Annotated in this window: 14 protein-coding genes and 1 tRNA gene; 11 read left to right on the top strand and 4 right to left on the bottom strand. The window is 67.7% G+C overall.

Translation table 11 applies throughout. The annotated features are described in order from the left end of the window. Nucleotides 1–367: 367 nt before the first annotated feature. From JK358_RS08980 to JK358_RS08940, 9 genes are all read left to right on the top strand, one after another. The gene (locus JK358_RS08980) at nucleotides 368–1,357 is read left to right on the top strand and encodes a zinc-binding dehydrogenase (RefSeq protein ID WP_201945402.1); all 990 of its coding nucleotides are present in this window, start codon (nucleotides 368–370) and stop codon (nucleotides 1,355–1,357) included. A gap of 90 nt (nucleotides 1,358–1,447) precedes the next feature. Then, nucleotides 1,448–2,197 (top strand): hypothetical protein, encoded by a 750-nt coding sequence (locus JK358_RS08975; protein WP_201945400.1) that lies wholly within the window; start codon nucleotides 1,448–1,450, stop codon nucleotides 2,195–2,197. Between the two features lie 25 nt (nucleotides 2,198–2,222). Further along, complete coding sequence (locus JK358_RS08970; protein WP_201945398.1) at nucleotides 2,223–3,596, top strand: MFS transporter; 1,374 nt, start codon at nucleotides 2,223–2,225, stop codon at nucleotides 3,594–3,596. Then, nucleotides 3,589–4,011, top strand: a complete 423-nt coding sequence (locus JK358_RS08965) for a MarR family winged helix-turn-helix transcriptional regulator (RefSeq protein ID WP_201945396.1) — start codon at nucleotides 3,589–3,591, stop codon at nucleotides 4,009–4,011. The genes JK358_RS08970 and JK358_RS08965 overlap by 8 nt, the downstream gene beginning before the upstream one ends. Nucleotides 4,012–4,061: 50 nt before the next feature. Beyond that, the gene (locus JK358_RS08960) at nucleotides 4,062–4,820 is read left to right on the top strand and encodes an N-acetylmuramoyl-L-alanine amidase (protein WP_307817401.1); all 759 of its coding nucleotides are present in this window, start codon (nucleotides 4,062–4,064) and stop codon (nucleotides 4,818–4,820) included. 230 nt (nucleotides 4,821–5,050) lie between these two features. Next, nucleotides 5,051–6,913, top strand: coding sequence for an APC family permease (locus JK358_RS08955; protein ID WP_232851073.1), 1,863 nt, complete (start codon nucleotides 5,051–5,053; stop codon nucleotides 6,911–6,913). A gap of 90 nt (nucleotides 6,914–7,003) precedes the next feature. Beyond that, nucleotides 7,004–7,909 (top strand): metal-dependent hydrolase, encoded by a 906-nt coding sequence (locus tag JK358_RS08950; RefSeq protein WP_201945394.1) that lies wholly within the window; start codon nucleotides 7,004–7,006, stop codon nucleotides 7,907–7,909. Continuing rightward, complete coding sequence (locus JK358_RS08945) at nucleotides 7,906–9,015, top strand: PDR/VanB family oxidoreductase (protein ID WP_201945393.1); 1,110 nt, start codon at nucleotides 7,906–7,908, stop codon at nucleotides 9,013–9,015. Before JK358_RS08950 ends, JK358_RS08945 begins: the two co-directional genes overlap by 4 nt. Before the next feature lie 25 nt (nucleotides 9,016–9,040). Next, on the top strand, nucleotides 9,041–10,807 hold the full coding sequence (locus JK358_RS08940; RefSeq protein ID WP_201945392.1) for an SDR family oxidoreductase: 1,767 nt from the start codon (nucleotides 9,041–9,043) through the stop codon (nucleotides 10,805–10,807). Nucleotides 10,808–10,867: 60 nt separating this feature from the next. On the opposite strand, the gene JK358_RS08935 is transcribed toward JK358_RS08940, so the two are convergent. Together JK358_RS08935 and JK358_RS08930 are read right to left on the bottom strand one after the other, a co-directional pair. Next, the gene (locus JK358_RS08935; protein WP_232851013.1) at nucleotides 10,868–11,899 is read right to left on the bottom strand and encodes a TerC/Alx family metal homeostasis membrane protein; all 1,032 of its coding nucleotides are present in this window, start codon (nucleotides 11,897–11,899) and stop codon (nucleotides 10,868–10,870) included. A 176-nt stretch (nucleotides 11,900–12,075) separates the two neighbouring features. Next, on the bottom strand, nucleotides 12,076–12,504 hold the full coding sequence (locus JK358_RS08930) for a nitroreductase family deazaflavin-dependent oxidoreductase (RefSeq protein WP_201945391.1): 429 nt from the start codon (nucleotides 12,502–12,504) through the stop codon (nucleotides 12,076–12,078). A 114-nt stretch (nucleotides 12,505–12,618) separates the two neighbouring features. Here JK358_RS08930 and tnpB point away from each other — a divergent pair, with 114 nt between their 5' ends. Beyond that, a complete protein-coding gene (gene tnpB, locus JK358_RS08925) occupies nucleotides 12,619–14,187 on the top strand; it encodes an IS607 family element RNA-guided endonuclease TnpB (protein WP_201945390.1) in 1,569 nt (522 codons plus the stop codon). A 48-nt stretch (nucleotides 14,188–14,235) separates the two neighbouring features. Then, nucleotides 14,236–14,312 (top strand) — tRNA-Ile (locus tag JK358_RS08920). A 40-nt stretch (nucleotides 14,313–14,352) separates the two neighbouring features. On the opposite strand, the gene JK358_RS08915 is transcribed toward JK358_RS08920, so the two are convergent. Next, on the bottom strand, nucleotides 14,353–14,634 hold the full coding sequence (locus JK358_RS08915; protein ID WP_307817400.1) for a DUF6585 family protein: 282 nt from the start codon (nucleotides 14,632–14,634) through the stop codon (nucleotides 14,353–14,355). Beyond that, a complete protein-coding gene (locus JK358_RS08910) occupies nucleotides 14,556–14,930 on the bottom strand; it encodes a hypothetical protein (RefSeq protein WP_201945388.1) in 375 nt (124 codons plus the stop codon). Before JK358_RS08910 ends, JK358_RS08915 begins: the two co-directional genes overlap by 79 nt. Nucleotides 14,931–14,947: the final 17 nt, after the last annotated feature.

Raw genomic sequence — 14,947 nt, 5'->3', positions numbered from 1 at the left:
TCGGGGATGAACGCCCCGATGCGATCGACGCACCCGCCCGCCGATCCGCGTCGAATAGGTGGATCGGCAAACAGATTCGGATCTAGCGGAGCAGCATAGGCGTCTGGGAAAGTTGGCGCTACCCGAGAGCGAACCGTGCGGCAACCGGCCGTCCCGGTCGTTGGGAGCGCTGTAACCCGGTGTACCGCAGCAGTTTCGGCGACGGTAACCGAGCGTGTGCCGGGTGCGTCAGCGGCCGCGCTGTTCCCGAGTTCGCCCACCGCGTAATCCCGTCGGTCCGGCTTGACCTCAACAGTCCTCGAGGTTGGAGGCTGGGGGCAGTCGATCGAACATCGATCGTCCTCGAACAGGAAAGGCAGGCGGGGAAATGCGCGCGATACAGGCCGCAGCATTCGGCGATCCGGAGGTCCTGACCCTCGCGGAGATCGCGGACCCCGTCCCCGGCCCCGGCGAGGCCCTCGTCGCCGTCGCCGCCGCCGACGTCATGTTCCTGGACACCATGATGCGCTCCGGGGTTGCCGCCGAGTACTTCCCCGTCGATCCGCCCTTCGTTCCCGGCGGCGCGGTGGCCGGCGTCGTCGAATCGGTCGGCCCGGGCGTGGACCCCGCGTGGATCGGCCGCCGGGTGGCCTCGAACACCGCGGCAAGCCGCGTCGGTGGCGGACTCCCGATCGGCGGCTACGCCGAGAAGGCGCTCGTCAGGGCGGATCAGCTCACCGCGGTCCCCGAGAGCCTCGACCTCACCCGGGCGGTGGCCCTGGTGCACGACGGGCGCACCGCCCTCGCCGTCGCCGATCGCGCGGCCATCCAGCCCGGCGAATGGGTTCTCGTCACCGCCGCCGCGGGCGGCCTCGGCACCCTGCTCACCCAGCTCGCGCGGGCGGCGGGTGCACGGGTGATCGCGGCCGCGCGCGGTGCGGCGAAGCTCGCCCTCGCGCGCCGCCTGGGAGCCACCGAAGTGATCGACTACTCGGCCCCGGACTGGGTCGAGCGGGTCCGCGCGGCCACCGGCGGCGTGCGGGTCATCCTCGACGGCGCGGGCGGCTCGATCGGCGCCGCGGCGATCGGCGCGGCCGTTCCGGGGGCGCGTTTCATCGGATACGGCAATGCCGCAGGAGGATTCGCCGATATCGACGTGGAATCCGCTGCCGCCCAGGGGGTCACCGTGGTTCCCCTGTTCGAACTGACCGCCACCGAGGTGGATTGGACGACCCTGTTCGATCGCGCCCTCACCGAGGCCGCGGCGGGCCGCCTGGAGGTGGTGATCGGCCACACCTTCCCGCTCGCCGGAGCCGCCGCCGCACATGCCGCCATCGCCGCCCGCGAAACCTTCGGCCGCACCATCCTCACGGTCTGATCCCGGTCGGCGTGTCGTGGCTGTTCTCCCAGCTCCCGCCGGTTTCGCCCGGCATGGTGGGAGCTGGGCGCACACGACACGGAGGTGGCGATGGGCTATCGGGCAGGCGTGGTCGGGGTGGTCGCGGCGGCGGTGACGCTCGGGGCCGGACCCGCCGCCGGGGAGATCGTGGATCCCGCGGAGGTGCCGTCGCGGACCTCCATCTCACTGCGGTCGACGGTGCCGGGGGTGCGGTGGGGGACCGCGAACGAGACGGAATCGCGTGGGGGACTGTCCATTTCGAAGCTGTATTTGGCCGACTACGCGCTGCGGCACGGGGACGGTTCCGCGCAGGACCGGGATCTGGGGGAGCGGATGATCCGCTACTCCGACGACGGCGCGGCCGAGGCCATGGCCGCCAAGTATCCCTACGCCATCGACGCGGTCGCGCAGGAGTACGGCTTGACGGCCACGACCGGGGCGGGCGGCTGGGGGATGTCGTCCACCAGTACCGCGGACGTCGCCGACTTCCTGGCCGTCAAGCAGCGCAGTGACCCGGATTCTCCGCTGCTGCTGTGGATGGCGAATCCGGGCGAGGTGGCCGCCGACGGCACGCGGCAGGACTGGGGGACCGCGCGGCTGCCGGGCGTCACCGGGAGCAAATGGGGCTGGTCGGATATGGGCGTGCCGGAGGTGGCGTCGGCGTCGGTCGGGCCGGGGTTCACGGTCAGCGCGCACACCTACGGGACGGCCGAGGAGCAGACCCAGGATGTGCTCGCGGTCGTGCCCGAGGTGCTGCGGGATCTGTATGTGACCTGCCTGCCGTGGCCGCTGCCCTGTCGGCTGGGGGTTGCGCCCTGAACAGTTGTAGGTTCACAATCGTTGTGTGCATACAACTGTTGAGGGTCTGAGCGCCCGGCGCAAACAGATCATCCTGATCACCTGCTGCCTGAGCCTGCTCATCTCGTCGATGGACGCCACCATCGTCAATGTCGCGCTCCCGACCATCCAGCAGGATCTGGGCGCGCCGCTGTCGCGCCTGCAGTGGATCGTCGACGTCTACACCCTCACCCTGGCCAGCCTGCTCATGCTGTCGGGCGCCACCGCCGACCGCTTCGGCCGCAAGCGCATGTTCCGCATCGGACTGGTCGTATTCGCGCTCGGTTCGCTGCTGTGCAGCCTCGCGCCCACCGTCGACGTGCTGATCGGGGCCCGGTTCCTGCAGGCCGTCGGCGGTTCCATGCTGAATCCCATTGCCATGTCCATCATTACGACGGTCTTCGTGGACCGGGTGGAACGGGCGCGGGCGGTCGGCATCTGGGGTGCGGTGGTCGGCATCTCCACCGCCGCCGGGCCCATCGTCGGCGGCACCCTCATCGACTCGCTGGGCTGGCAGTCGGTGTTCTGGATCAACCTGCCCATCTGCGCGGTCGCACTCGTTCTCACCACCGTCTATGTGCCCGAATCGAAGTCGGCCACCTTCCGCGGCATCGACCCGGTCGGGCAGGTGCTCGCCGTCATCGTGCTGTTCACGCTGGTGTTCGGGCTGATCGAGCGGGAGCCGCTCATCTTCGTCCTCACCGCCGCCGCGCTGGCCGGATTCCTCCGGCACGAGTCCAGGCATCCGTGGCCGTTCATCGACCTGCGCTTCTTCCGGAGCTTCCCATTCACCTCGGCCACCGTCATCGCCGTGTGCGCCTTCGCGGCGCTGGGCGCGTTCCTGTTCGACATCTCGCTGTATCTGCAAGGCGAGCGCGGCTTCTCGGCCGTACACACCGGCCTGCTGTACCTGCCCATGGCGCTCGGCATGCTGATCTTCTCGCCGCTGTCGGGCCGCATGGTCGGCCGCTACGGCACCCGGCCCTCCCTGCTGATCTCCGGCAGCCTCATGGCGCTCTCCGCTGCCGGCCTGACCCAGCTGCGGCCGGACACGCCGATCTGGCTGCTGATCGTCTTGTTCGTGCTGTTCGGTATCGGGTTCGGCACCGTCAACGCGCCCATCACCACCGCCGCGGTCAGCGGGATGCCGCTCGATCGCGCGGGCGCGGCGGCCGCGGTGGCCTCCACCAGCCGCCAGGTCGGCGTGAGCCTCGGCGTCGCCCTGTGCGGCGCGCTGTCCGGGGCCGGGTTGTGGTGGACCATCACCGGATTCGCCCTCGCCGTGGTCGGGCTCGGAGTAGCCGCGAACACCGCGTGGGCCTATCGTTCCAGCGATCGCGTCGCACCCCTTCTCGAACAGAAAGCACCCGCCCATGCCTGACACACCCACACCCGACGAGGTCTGGCGGCTGCTCACCCACGTGGTGATCGAGAGCCGCGATCCGTGGCGGCGGGCGGTCACCGATCGAACCGGACTGCCGTTCAGCCGGATTCGCGTCCTGAAACGACTGCGGCCGGGGCCCATCACGCTCAAGGAACTCGCGTACTCCGCGGGCATGGACGCGCCCGCGGCCACCGTCGCGGTGAACGATCTCGAGGAGCGCGGGTTGGTGGTGCGCGAGATCGACCCGCGCAACCGGCGGCAGAAGCTGGTGTCCATCACCGAGGAGGGCGAGCGGATGCTGGCCTTCGCCAAGTCCGTGCCCGACCCCGCGCCGCCGCCCATCGCCGAACTCTCCGGCAGCGAGTTGCGCACCCTGCGTGACCTTTTGCGCAAGCTCGAACCCGAGGACTGATTCGGCCGGGTGTGCCGACAGCGCACGGCCGCGGACGTAGGGTGGGCCGGGTGCGACAGCGACACTGGAAAGCAATGGCGGCGATCTGCGGTGCACTGTTGATCGGGGGTAGCGGGCAGATGACGGCCTCGGCACAGGACGAACCCGCGCGGACACAGGTGCCGTTCGCCAGGACGGTGGTCATCGACCCCGGGCACAACGGCGGCGGCGCGGCACAGCCGGAGGTCATCAATGCCTCGGTGCCCGACGGGCGGGGCGGCAGCAAGTCCTGCAACACCACGGGCACCAGTGCCGACGACGGATACACCGAGCACGAGTTCAACTGGGATGTGGCGACCCGGGTGCGGGATCTGCTCACCCTGCGCGGCTATCGCGTGGTCATGACCCGGGACAACGACGCCGGGGCCGGGCCGTGCGTGAACGACCGCGGCACGCTCGGGCAGCGGGTGGGCGCGGCGGCCGTGGTGTCGATCCACGCGGACGGCGCGCCGGCGGGGGCGCACGGGTTCCATGTCGCCTACTCGAATCCGCCGCTGAACGCCGCGCAGGGCGAGCCGTCGGTGCGGCTGGCCACCTCGCTGCGCGACAGCCTGGTTCGCTCGGGCTTCGTGCCGTCGACCTATGTCGGGTCCGAGGGGCTGAATCCGCGACCGGATCTGGCGGGGCTGAACTTCTCCGAAGTGCCTGCGGCGCTGGTGGAATGCGGCAACATGCGCGATCCCGGTGATATCGACATCCTGCGATCTCCCGAGGGACGGGCGCGCATCGCCGAGGCCATCACGAACGCGATCGCGGGCTACGTCGGCTGAATCCCGGGGCGCGATCGGCGCAACAGTCCGATAGAACTCCGGCGCGTGGTTACCAACTGCCCGGTTTGCCGTGAGTACATTGGCCCCGACACAGCCGATTTCGGAGCAGCCGGACGCTCCGGTTCCGGGGAGGACTGGACTTGACCACCACCGAGGAACGGTCCCGCTCGCGGTTCGCCACCTGGCTGCTCGAGGACGCCGGGGAACGGCACTCGCAGCTCCCCGGGCCGATGGCCAAACCCGGGCCCAAAGAGCACCGGCAGCCCTGGTGGAAGGTCATGTGCCTCACCGGCGTCGACTACTTCTCGACGCTCGGCTATCAGCCCGGCATCGCCGCGCTGGCGGCCGGCGTGCTCTCCCCGCTGGCCACCATCGTGCTGGTAGCCCTGACATTGCTGGGCGCGCTGCCGGTGTACCGCCGGGTTGCCAGGGAATCGCCCAACGGCGGCGGATCCATCGCCATGTTCGCCGACTTCCTGCCCGCATGGTGGGGCAAGATCTTCATCCTGGTGCTGCTCGGGTTCGCGGCCACCGACTTCACCATCACCATGACGCTGTCCGCGGCCGACGGCGCAGCGCATATCGTCGAGAACCCGTTCGTGCCCGCGGCGCTGCACGGGCACAACCTGGCCATCACCCTGGTGCTGCTGGCGCTGCTGGCGGCGGTGTTCCTCAAGGGGTTCAGCGAGGCCATCGGCATCGCGGTGGTGCTGGTCGGGGTGTACCTGTCGCTCAATGTGGTGGTGGCCGTGACCGGCATCGCGCAGGTGCTGCGGCAGCCCGAACTCGTCGGCGACTGGACCGATCTGCTCACCACACAGCACGGCAGCCCGCTCGCCATGATCGGCGTGGCGCTGCTGGTGTTTCCCAAACTGGCGCTGGGCCTCTCGGGGTTCGAGACCGGTGTGGCGGTCATGCCGCAGATCAAGGGCGGGCCGGGCGACACCCGGGAGTTCCCGCGCGGGCGCATCATCGGGGCGCGCAAACTGCTGACCACGGCGGCCCTCATCATGAGCTGCTTCTTGATCGTGTCCAGCCTGATCACCACGATCCTGATCCCGCAGGCCGCCTTCGAACCCGGTGGCGCGGCCAACGGCCGGGCGCTGGCGTATCTCGCGCACGAGCATCTGGGCAACGCCTTCGGCACCGTCTACGACGTGAGCACCATCGCCATCCTGTGGTTCGCGGGAGCCTCGGCCATGGCGGGCCTGCTGAATTTGGTGCCGCGCTATCTGCCGCGGTTCGGCATGGCGCCGGAGTGGGCGCGCCAGATTCGGCCGCTGGTACTGGTTTTCGCGGTGGTGTCCTTCGGGATCACCTGGTACTTCGACGCCTCCGTCGATGCGCAGGGCGCGGCCTATGCCACCGGTGTGCTGGTGCTGATCACCTCGGCGGCGGTGGCGGTGACGGTGTCGGCGTGGAAGAAGGGCCAGCGGTCGCGGGTGCTGGGCTTCGGGCTGGTGTCGCTGATCTTCGTCTACACCACCATCGACAACATCATCGAGAAGCCCGAGGGCGTGCACCTGGCGATACTGTTCATTCTCGCCATCCTGGTGGTGTCGTTCGCCTCGCGGACCCGGCGCGCGTTCGAGCTGCGGGCCATCGAGGTCACCTTCGACGAGCGCGCCGGGCAGCTCATCGACGAGATGGCCGCGCGCGGTGAGGTCCGCATCGTCACCCACGACGTGGATCAGCGGCAGGCGCACGAGTACTTCGAGAAGGAGGCCGACCAGCGGCGGGAATCGCATATCCCCGCGGACGACCCGATCCTGTTCCTCGAGGTGATCGTGAAGGATCCCTCCGAATTCAGCACCGAACTGCTGGTGACCGTGGTCGACGTGGGCGAGTACCACATCCTCTCGGTGGAGGCCGCGGCCGTGCCGAACTCCGTCGCGGCCATTCTGCTGGCGATTCGCGACCGCACGGGCGTGCCGCCGCACGTCTATTTCGAGTGGACCGAGGGCAATCCGATCGTCAACCTGATGCGGTTCCTGTTCTTCGGGGAGGGCGAGGTCGCACCGGTCACCCGGGAGATCCTGCGGCGTGCCGTCCCGCGCCGGTCACAGCGGCCCCACGTGCATGTCGACAGTTGATACGTTTTAGATGTAACTCCAGGTTTCACACACGCGTAGAATATTGCTACGCTCACGCAGCAAACGCGCATACCGAAACCAGGAGTATCGATGAAGCTACTTCCGACGCTGGGCCGCCGTTCGGTGACCGAACCCGGTGAGGTAGCCCTGCAGGCTCGCAACGTCCGGTTCGACTGGACCGAGACCAAACCGGTCTGGATGACCAAGGAACCGATCGCCTCCCACGTGCTCAACGCGCTGAGCATGCTACTGCCCGAGGGCGAACGCATGTTCATCGTCACCTACACCGAAGCGCTCGAACTCGTGCGCGACGAGAAGGTGCGCGAGGCCATGATCGGATTCATCGGCCAGGAATCCATGCACGCCGAAAGCCACAACGACGCCCTGGAGCAGGTGCTCGCCACCCACGGCATCGATGTGGAACCGTATGTGCGGCAGGCCGAATACCTGTTCCGCAAGACGCTCGGCCCGCGCGAGGGCGCGACCGGGGCGCTACGCCAGCAGCAGCTGGTCGAGCGGCTCGGCGTCATCGCCACGCTCGAGCACTTCTTCGCCTTCCTCGGCGACTGGATCCTCAACGCCGACCTGGAGAGCTTCGACTCCGACCCGCAGATGCTGGACCTGTTCCGCTGGCACGGGGCCGAAGAGGTCGAGCACCGCATGGTCGCCCACGATGTCGCCGAATACTTCGGCGTCGGCTACGTGCGGCGCGGCGCGCTCATGCTGCTGGTGTTCCCGATCTTCATCACGCTGCTGCTGCGCGGCACCAAATGGCTTGTGCACCAGGACCCCTCGCTGCCCAACCACCGGTACCCGATGCTGATCCTGCGGATCTTCGCCGCCATGTGGCGGGGCTCGGTGCCGGGCATCCCGTCGCTGCTGTGGAGCGGGCTGTCCACCTTCAAGCCCGGATACAGCCCGGAACCGGTGGGCTCGACCGCGCAGGCGGTGGCCTACCTGGCGCAGTCCCCGGCCGCCCGGATCATGGCGTCGTGAACGTGACTCGACCGGTTCCGGCGCAACCGCCGCTGGACCTGTTCGGCAAGGGTCGCGCCGACCGCGCGACCCGGGTGCTGGACGCCATCGCCGAAACCCGCTTGCGCTGGACCACTTTGGTCAACCGCAAGGAACCGCCTGCCCGCGTGGACGACCGCCGGATCCCGCTGGTGCTGGTGGAACGACGCGTGGAGGCGCACGACACCGACGTGATCAGCCTGCTGTTCACCGCGCCGGACGGCCGCGCGCTGCCGGAATGGCGGCCCGGCGCGCATCTGGATATCGAACTGCCGTCGGGCAGGGTGCGGCAGTACTCGCTGTGCGGTGACCCGGCCGACCGGCACGCGTATCGCATTGCGGTGCGGCGGATTCCGGACGGGCTCGGTGGATCCGTGGAGGTCCACCAATCCCTGAAGGTCGGCACGCCGGTGGTCGTACGCGGGCCGCGCAACGCCTTCCCGTTCGTACTGCCCGGCCACGGATCCTCCGCCGCCCGAGTGCATTTCGTGGCGGGCGGCATCGGGATCACGCCGATCCTGCCGATGATCCGGATGGCGGACGGGCTCGGGGTCGAATGGTCGATGGTGTACGTCGGGCGCAGCCGCGACACCATTCCGTTCCTCTCCGAGGTGGAGAGCTTCGGCGACCGCGTCACCGTGCGCACCGACGACGAACACGGCATCCCGGACGCGGCCGCGCTGCTGTCCGGCGTCGGGCCGGACACCTCGGTGTACTGCTGCGGCCCGGTGGTGATGACCAAGGTCATCGCCGACGCCGTGCGCGACATGCCGGGCGTGGAAATGTATTCCGAGCGGTTCTCCGCGCCGCCCGTGGTGGACGGGAAGCCGATCCGGGTGACCCTGGCGCGCAGCGGCGAGACCCTCGACGTCCCCGCCGACAAATCCGTGCTCGAGGAAGTGCTCAAAGCCCGCCCCGACAGCCCGTATTCGTGCCGCCAGGGCTTCTGCCGCACCTGCAAGGTGCGCGTGCTCACCGGCGACATCGACCACCGCGACACCGTGCTCACCGCTGACGAGCGGGCGGCCGGCGACATGCTCATCTGTGTATCCCGTTGCGACGGCGACCGTCTGGTGCTCGACCTCTGAGCACCCGTCTTCCAGGAGAAGATCGATGACCGATCAGACAACCATCATCCCGGCCGCCGAGCGCCTCGTCCGCAATGGTGAATTCGATATCGCCGTCTACGAATACGGTGAGCCATCCGCGGAAACCATTGTGCTGGTGCACGGCTGGCCGGATGACAATCACCTGTGGGATCGGGTGGTGCCGCTGCTCGCCGACCGCTTCCACGTGGTCACCTACGACACCCGCGGGCACGGTCGCTCCACGCGCACCTCGCGCACCGAGGACTACAAGCTCGAGCACTTCGCCTCGGACTTCTTCGCCGTCGCCGACGCCGTGAGCCCGGATCAGCCCGTGCACGTGCTGGCGCACGACTGGGGCTCGGTCCAGATGTGGGAGGCTGTGTGCGAACCGCAGGCCGCCGAACGGATTTCGTCGTTCACGTCCGTCTCCGGGCCCAACCTCGACCACCTGGGCGCGTGGGTGCGCGGTGAGCTGTCGGGCGGCAAGGTGTGGGGGCCGTTCACCCAGCTGCTCTCCTCGCTCTACACCGGCCTGTTCATGACGCCCGGCGTGCCGCGCGTGGTGCTCAAGCCGCTGGGCACCGAGAAGATCTGGTCGCGGTTCGTCGGCATCATGAACGACACCTCGCCCGAGAACATCAAATTCGGGCCCGAGTTCCGGCGTGACTTCTTCGACGGGATGCGCATCTACCGCGCGAACATCCCGCAGCGCATGGCCGATCCGCGCGAGCGCCGCACCGAGGTGCCGGTGCAGTTGATCATCGCGCGCCGGGATGTGGCCGTGCGGCCCGCCGGATACGCCGACACCAAGGAGTACGCGCCCAACCTGTACCGCCGCGAAGTCGGTGGCGGGCACTGGCTTCCGTTCTCCCATCCCGAACTGCTCGCCACCTCCACCATCGAACTCGTCGACGCCGTGCGCACCGGGGCCGTCCCGCGCACGCTGCGGCGCGCCGAAGTCGGCCGGGAGCAGCGGCCTTTCGAGGATCAGCTGCTGGTGATCACCGGCGGCGGCAGCGGCATCGGGCGCGAGACCGCGCTGGCATTCGCGCGCCGCGGGGCCGAGGTGGTGCTCTCCGATATCAACCTCGACTCCGCCAAGGAGACCGCGGAACTCATTGCGCGCGAAGGCGGTACGGCGCATGCCTACCAGTTGAACGTGGCCGACGCGGACGCCGTGGATGCCCACGCGGCCGAGGTCGTGGCGGCGCACGGGGTGCCCGACATCCTCATCAACAATGCCGGCGTCGGGCAGGCGGGCGACTTCTTCGACACTCCCGCAGCCGAATTCAACCGGGTGCTGGATATCAACCTGCACGGGGTGATCAACGGCTGCCGGTCCTTCGGCAAGGCCATGGCCGAACGCGGGCTGGGCGGCAATATCGTCAACCTGTCCAGCATGGCGGCCTACACGCCGCAGCGCGGGTTCAGCGCGTACTCCACCAGCAAGTCGGCGGTCTTCATGTTCTCCGACTGCCTGCGGGCCGAGCTGAACGGCAAGGGCATCGGCGTGCACACCATCTGCCCCGGCATCGTGCACACCAATATCGTGGCCACCACCCGCTTCGCCGGCGTCTCCGCCGATGAGGAAGCCGCCAAGCAGCAGAAGTTCGACAAGCTGTACGCGGCGCGGCGCTACGGGCCGGAGAAGGTGGCCGAGCAGATCGTCAAGGCCGTCGAGAACGGGAAGGCCGTGGTTCCCGTGACGCCGGAGGCGTGGCTGCAGTACCGGTTCAACCGGTTCGCGCCCTCGGTCGCGCGGTTCTTCGCGGCGCGGGTCAAGCTGACGTAACCGGTTCACGACAGGGGGCGCTGCCGATGGGTACCGGCAGCGCCCCTGTCGCTTGTCCGATCAGCTGGTCGACGCCTCGACCTCCGGCTCCGTGGGCTCCTGCTGCTTGTTGCGGGTGGCGTACAGGCTGGTCAGCGTCACCGTCGCCAGCACCACCACGATCACCACCAGCGAGGCGGCCGTCGGAATGGTCGGCACGCCGCTCCAGACGCCGTGCGCCCAGTGCAGCACCAGCTTCACACCGATGAAGGCCAGGATCGTCGCCAGGCCGTACGCCAGGTGCACCAGCCGCGACAGCGCCGCGTGCAGCACGAAATACAGTGCGCGCAAACCGAGTAGCGCGAACGCGTTGGTCGCGAACACCAGGAACGGATCCCCGGTCACGCCGTACACGGCGGGCACCGAATCCACCGCGAACACCAGATCGGTGGCCATCACGGCCGCGACGACCAGCGCCAGCGGGGTCAGCGCCCGCTTGCCCTTCTCGACGACCGTCAGCTTCGTACCGCGATAGTCATCGGTCACCGGCCAGAACCGGCGCAGCACCCGCACCGACCGCATCGTGGAGATGTCCACCTCGGCCTCGTACCCACCGGCCGCATCCGCCAGCAGCTTCACCGCCGTCAGCAGCAGAATCGCCCCGAACAGCAGAAACGCCCAGTCCAGCGTCGCCAGTGCGGCAGCACCCAGCGCGATGAACACGCCACGCAAAACCAGCGCGCCCACGATCCCGTACAGCAGCACTCGCTGCGCCAGCACCTTCGGCACCGCGAACGCCGACAGCAGCAGCATGAACACGAACAGGTTGTCCACCGACAGCGACTTCTCGAGCAGATACCCCGTGAAGTACTCCGTCGCCGCCGTCCCCCCGCTGTTCACCCACAGGAACACGCCGAACGCCACCGGCAGCGCGATATAGAACGTCGTCCACCCCACCGCCTCGCGCATGGACACCTCGTGCGGCCTCCGCGTCAACACGAAGTCCAGCACCACCAGCGCCAGCACGACAGCGATGGTCCCACCCCACAACCAGGGCGTACCAACAGATTCGATGCTGCTACCCGCAGCGACATAAGACAGAGCGGAACTCAACGGACCTCCTCGGACATGGAAAACCAGCCGAGGTCTCCTTCACCCGCATCCGTGGGCAACCACCCGGGGATCAGCGACGGCGCTGTCCGTATTGACCGGAATGATTCGTGGGAAGTACTCCCCTCTGCGGCCGAGGATAGCCGACCCTTATCTCACCTGTCCAGTTCCACACCCGCCTACCGGGGACTCAGCACCACCACAGCAATCGGCCGCGAAGTCTTCTTCTGATACTCCGCATACCGCCCCTGATTCACTTTGTCCACGATGGCGAACCGCCGCGCATACTCCGGATCATCCGGATAGGTAGCCCTAGCCGTCACCGGAATCAGCGTAGTCCCCACCTGAATCTCACAGTCCGCCTTGGCCTTCAGATTCGCCAACCACCCCGGCGCCCGCGCCGACCCCCCATTGGAAGCGGTAACCAAATAGTCCTTCCCATCCCGCCCATAAGTCAGCGCATTGGTCCGCTCCTGCCCCGTCTTCCGCCCCACAGTCCGCAGCAACAGCGTCGGGTTACCGAACAGCAGCCGATGCCCCACCACCCCCTTGCTGTTCTCATAAATCCACTGATGCGCCCGAAGCACATTCACGAACAGATCCGCCATCATTCCTCCTGGTCATTCGCTCCATCCGCCACCCTAGGCCCGGATCGGCTCAAACCACGCGGGGCACGGCGATAGTCGTCTAACATCGATGCCCGTCGACGGAGGGGGAGGCGAGTGGCCAGGGCGTTCCAGGCGCGACCGAACTGCGTCCTCCAAGCGTACAAATTCGCTCTTGACCCGAACGTCACCCAAACAATGGCACTTCAATCTCACTGCGGTGCGGCCCGTGCCGCTTACAACTGGGCCGTGCAATGGGTGTCGGCCTCGTGGCGGCAGCGACAGGCCGAGCTGTCCTACGGTATCGACGAGGCCGACCTGACTCCGTGGCGGCCGTGGTCGCTGCCCGAGCTGCGCAAGGTCTTCAACCGGGAGAAGAAGGCCGACCCGCGTTTCTCGTCCTGGTGGCAGGAGAACTCCAAGGAGGCATACAACACCGGATTGGCAAATGCCGCAGCCGCATTCGACAACTACGCCAAGGCCAAAGCCGGTCGGCGCGCGGGCCGGGTAGGTATGCCCCGCTTCAAGGCGAAGCGTCGCACCACGCTAGCGTGCCGGTTCACCACCGGGGCCATTCGTGTCGAGGAGGACGGTCGTCATGTGACCCTCCCGAGGCTGGGGGCTATTCGGACCCACGAATCCACTCGAAAGCTGCAGCGGCGCATAGTGAAGGGGACCGCCCGGATCCTGTCGGCGGCCGTTCGATTCGAACGCGGGCGCTGGTGGGTCTCATTTCAGACCGAGGTCGAACGCTCCCCAGTTCCTGCCGCAGGCGCGGGAAGGATTGCAGGGATCGACCTCGGAGTGAGAAACCTGGCGGTCATCGCAGATTCTCAGGGCAGGGTTCGGCTCATACCGAACCCTCGCAATTTCAACCGTGCATATGCCGAGCTCAGGATGCGCTCACGTCGGGTGTCTCGCCGTCGAGGCCCCGATCGCCGAACCGGGCGGCAACCGTCTCGTCGCTGGTCGAAAGCTGATGCCGAACGCAACCGAGTGCACCACAGGATCGCCAACTTGCGCACCGACGCCCTGCACAAGCTCACCACGGCAATCCGCGCGGAGTACGAAACCGTGGTGATCGAAGATCTCAACGTCACGGGCATGCTGCGCAACCGCCGACTGGCCCGTCACATCGCCGATGCCGGCTTCGGCCGAATCCGGCACCAGCTCACCTACAAGGGAGACCGGACAGGCGGCCACACCATCGTGGCCGACCGCTGGTATCCGTCCTCGAAAACCTGTTCACGTTGTGGAGCGGTGAAAACCAAGCTGCCCCTGTACATTCGACAGTTCACCTGCGACGCCTGCGGCCTGGGCCTGGACCGGGATGAGAACGCGGCCCGCAACCTCGCCGCCCTCGCGGCCGCATACGATCCAACCGGTACCGGAGTGGCCGGAGACCGGGGAGCGTCAGCTCCGAAGCCTCGTGGAGCCGACCAGAAGACCCGCGGTGCGCGTCCCGGCAGGGAGCGCTGGGCAGTCGGCGAAACCCCGCATCAGCGGGCAGAAACGAGAGACCGTCATCAGGACACCGTGCCCGCTACGGATATCGGTGACACCGTTACGGACCTCCCCCTCCGAAAGGCCGGGGATATCGACTCGTCGCCACGAATCGATATCAGCGGTAGCTCAGTCGGTTACTCCTGCGACGCGGCTCACCTGAACCGTCCATCCACCCGATAGTGTTGGGTTTGTCGGTTGGGTTCGCACTTGCTAATGTGCCGGTGGCGCGCCCCTGTAGCTCAATGGGTTAGAGCTGCGGACTCATAATCCGTCGGTTGCCGGTTCGAGCCCGGCCGGGGGCACCACATTCCTCTACTTCTCTTCCCGCTCATGTCCCGGATTCGACTATGACGAGGTCGGCTGGGACTGGGTGCGTAGTTGTCGGGCCAGGGTGTGGAAGACGTAGAAGTTCGGGGTGTCGGAGACTATGAGGACCTCGATGGTTCGACCCTGGGCGTCGTCGATGTAGAGGGTGCCGTCGCGGATGTCTAGGCGGGCTACCTGGGACCAGGGTACGGTGCGCTTTTTGGTGATGAGGGCCTGGGCGGTTAGGCGCACTCGGCCGAAGTCCACGGTTCCGCCGCGTTGGATCTCGGCGGCGGCCTTGGGGAGTTGGGCGCGGGCCACGCTTTCCTGTGTGGCGGCGCTCCACTCGGCGGGGGGTGGAAGCCTTGGTGCAGAAGGAATTTCGCGCCGTTCACGTCGGTGAAGGTGAGGTCGTAGCTGATGTGGTTCTGTTGGGCTCCGGTGTGGCGGGTGACCATGGCCTTGACCGAGGTGGTGTCGTAGCGCACTGTTCTCACGCGCTGGCCGCGGTAGACGACGAAACCGTTGTCGTACAGGTCGAGTCGTGCGCCGCTGCCGACTGCGACCAGCCCGATCACCGTGAGCCGTGTACTTCCGATCTGCACAGGCAGATACATCTTTCGGTGTTGCCCGA

The organism is Nocardia acididurans (genome assembly GCF_016741815.1).
Classification (GTDB): domain Bacteria; phylum Actinomycetota; class Actinomycetes; order Mycobacteriales; family Mycobacteriaceae; genus Nocardia; species Nocardia acididurans.
Note: the sequence above shows the minus strand (reverse complement) of the source record. Positions and strands in the feature narration are given on the sequence as shown.

Excerpts from the sequence above, each read along its gene's own strand:
- JK358_RS08980 (WP_201945402.1), top strand. The coding sequence starts at position 368 with ATGCGCGCGATACAGGCCGCAGCATTCGGCGATCCGGAGGTCCTGACC.
- JK358_RS08975 (WP_201945400.1), top strand. The coding sequence starts at position 1,448 with ATGGGCTATCGGGCAGGCGTGGTCGGGGTGGTCGCGGCGGCGGTGACG.
- JK358_RS08965 (WP_201945396.1), top strand. The coding sequence starts at position 3,589 with ATGCCTGACACACCCACACCCGACGAGGTCTGGCGGCTGCTCACCCAC.
- JK358_RS08955 (WP_232851073.1), top strand. The coding sequence starts at position 5,051 with ATGGCCAAACCCGGGCCCAAAGAGCACCGGCAGCCCTGGTGGAAGGTC.
- JK358_RS08950 (WP_201945394.1), top strand. The coding sequence starts at position 7,004 with ATGAAGCTACTTCCGACGCTGGGCCGCCGTTCGGTGACCGAACCCGGT.
- JK358_RS08940 (WP_201945392.1), top strand. The coding sequence starts at position 9,041 with ATGACCGATCAGACAACCATCATCCCGGCCGCCGAGCGCCTCGTCCGC.
- JK358_RS08930 (WP_201945391.1), bottom strand. The coding sequence starts at position 12,504 with ATGGCGGATCTGTTCGTGAATGTGCTTCGGGCGCATCAGTGGATTTAT.
- JK358_RS08910 (WP_201945388.1), bottom strand. The coding sequence starts at position 14,930 with ATGTATCTGCCTGTGCAGATCGGAAGTACACGGCTCACGGTGATCGGG.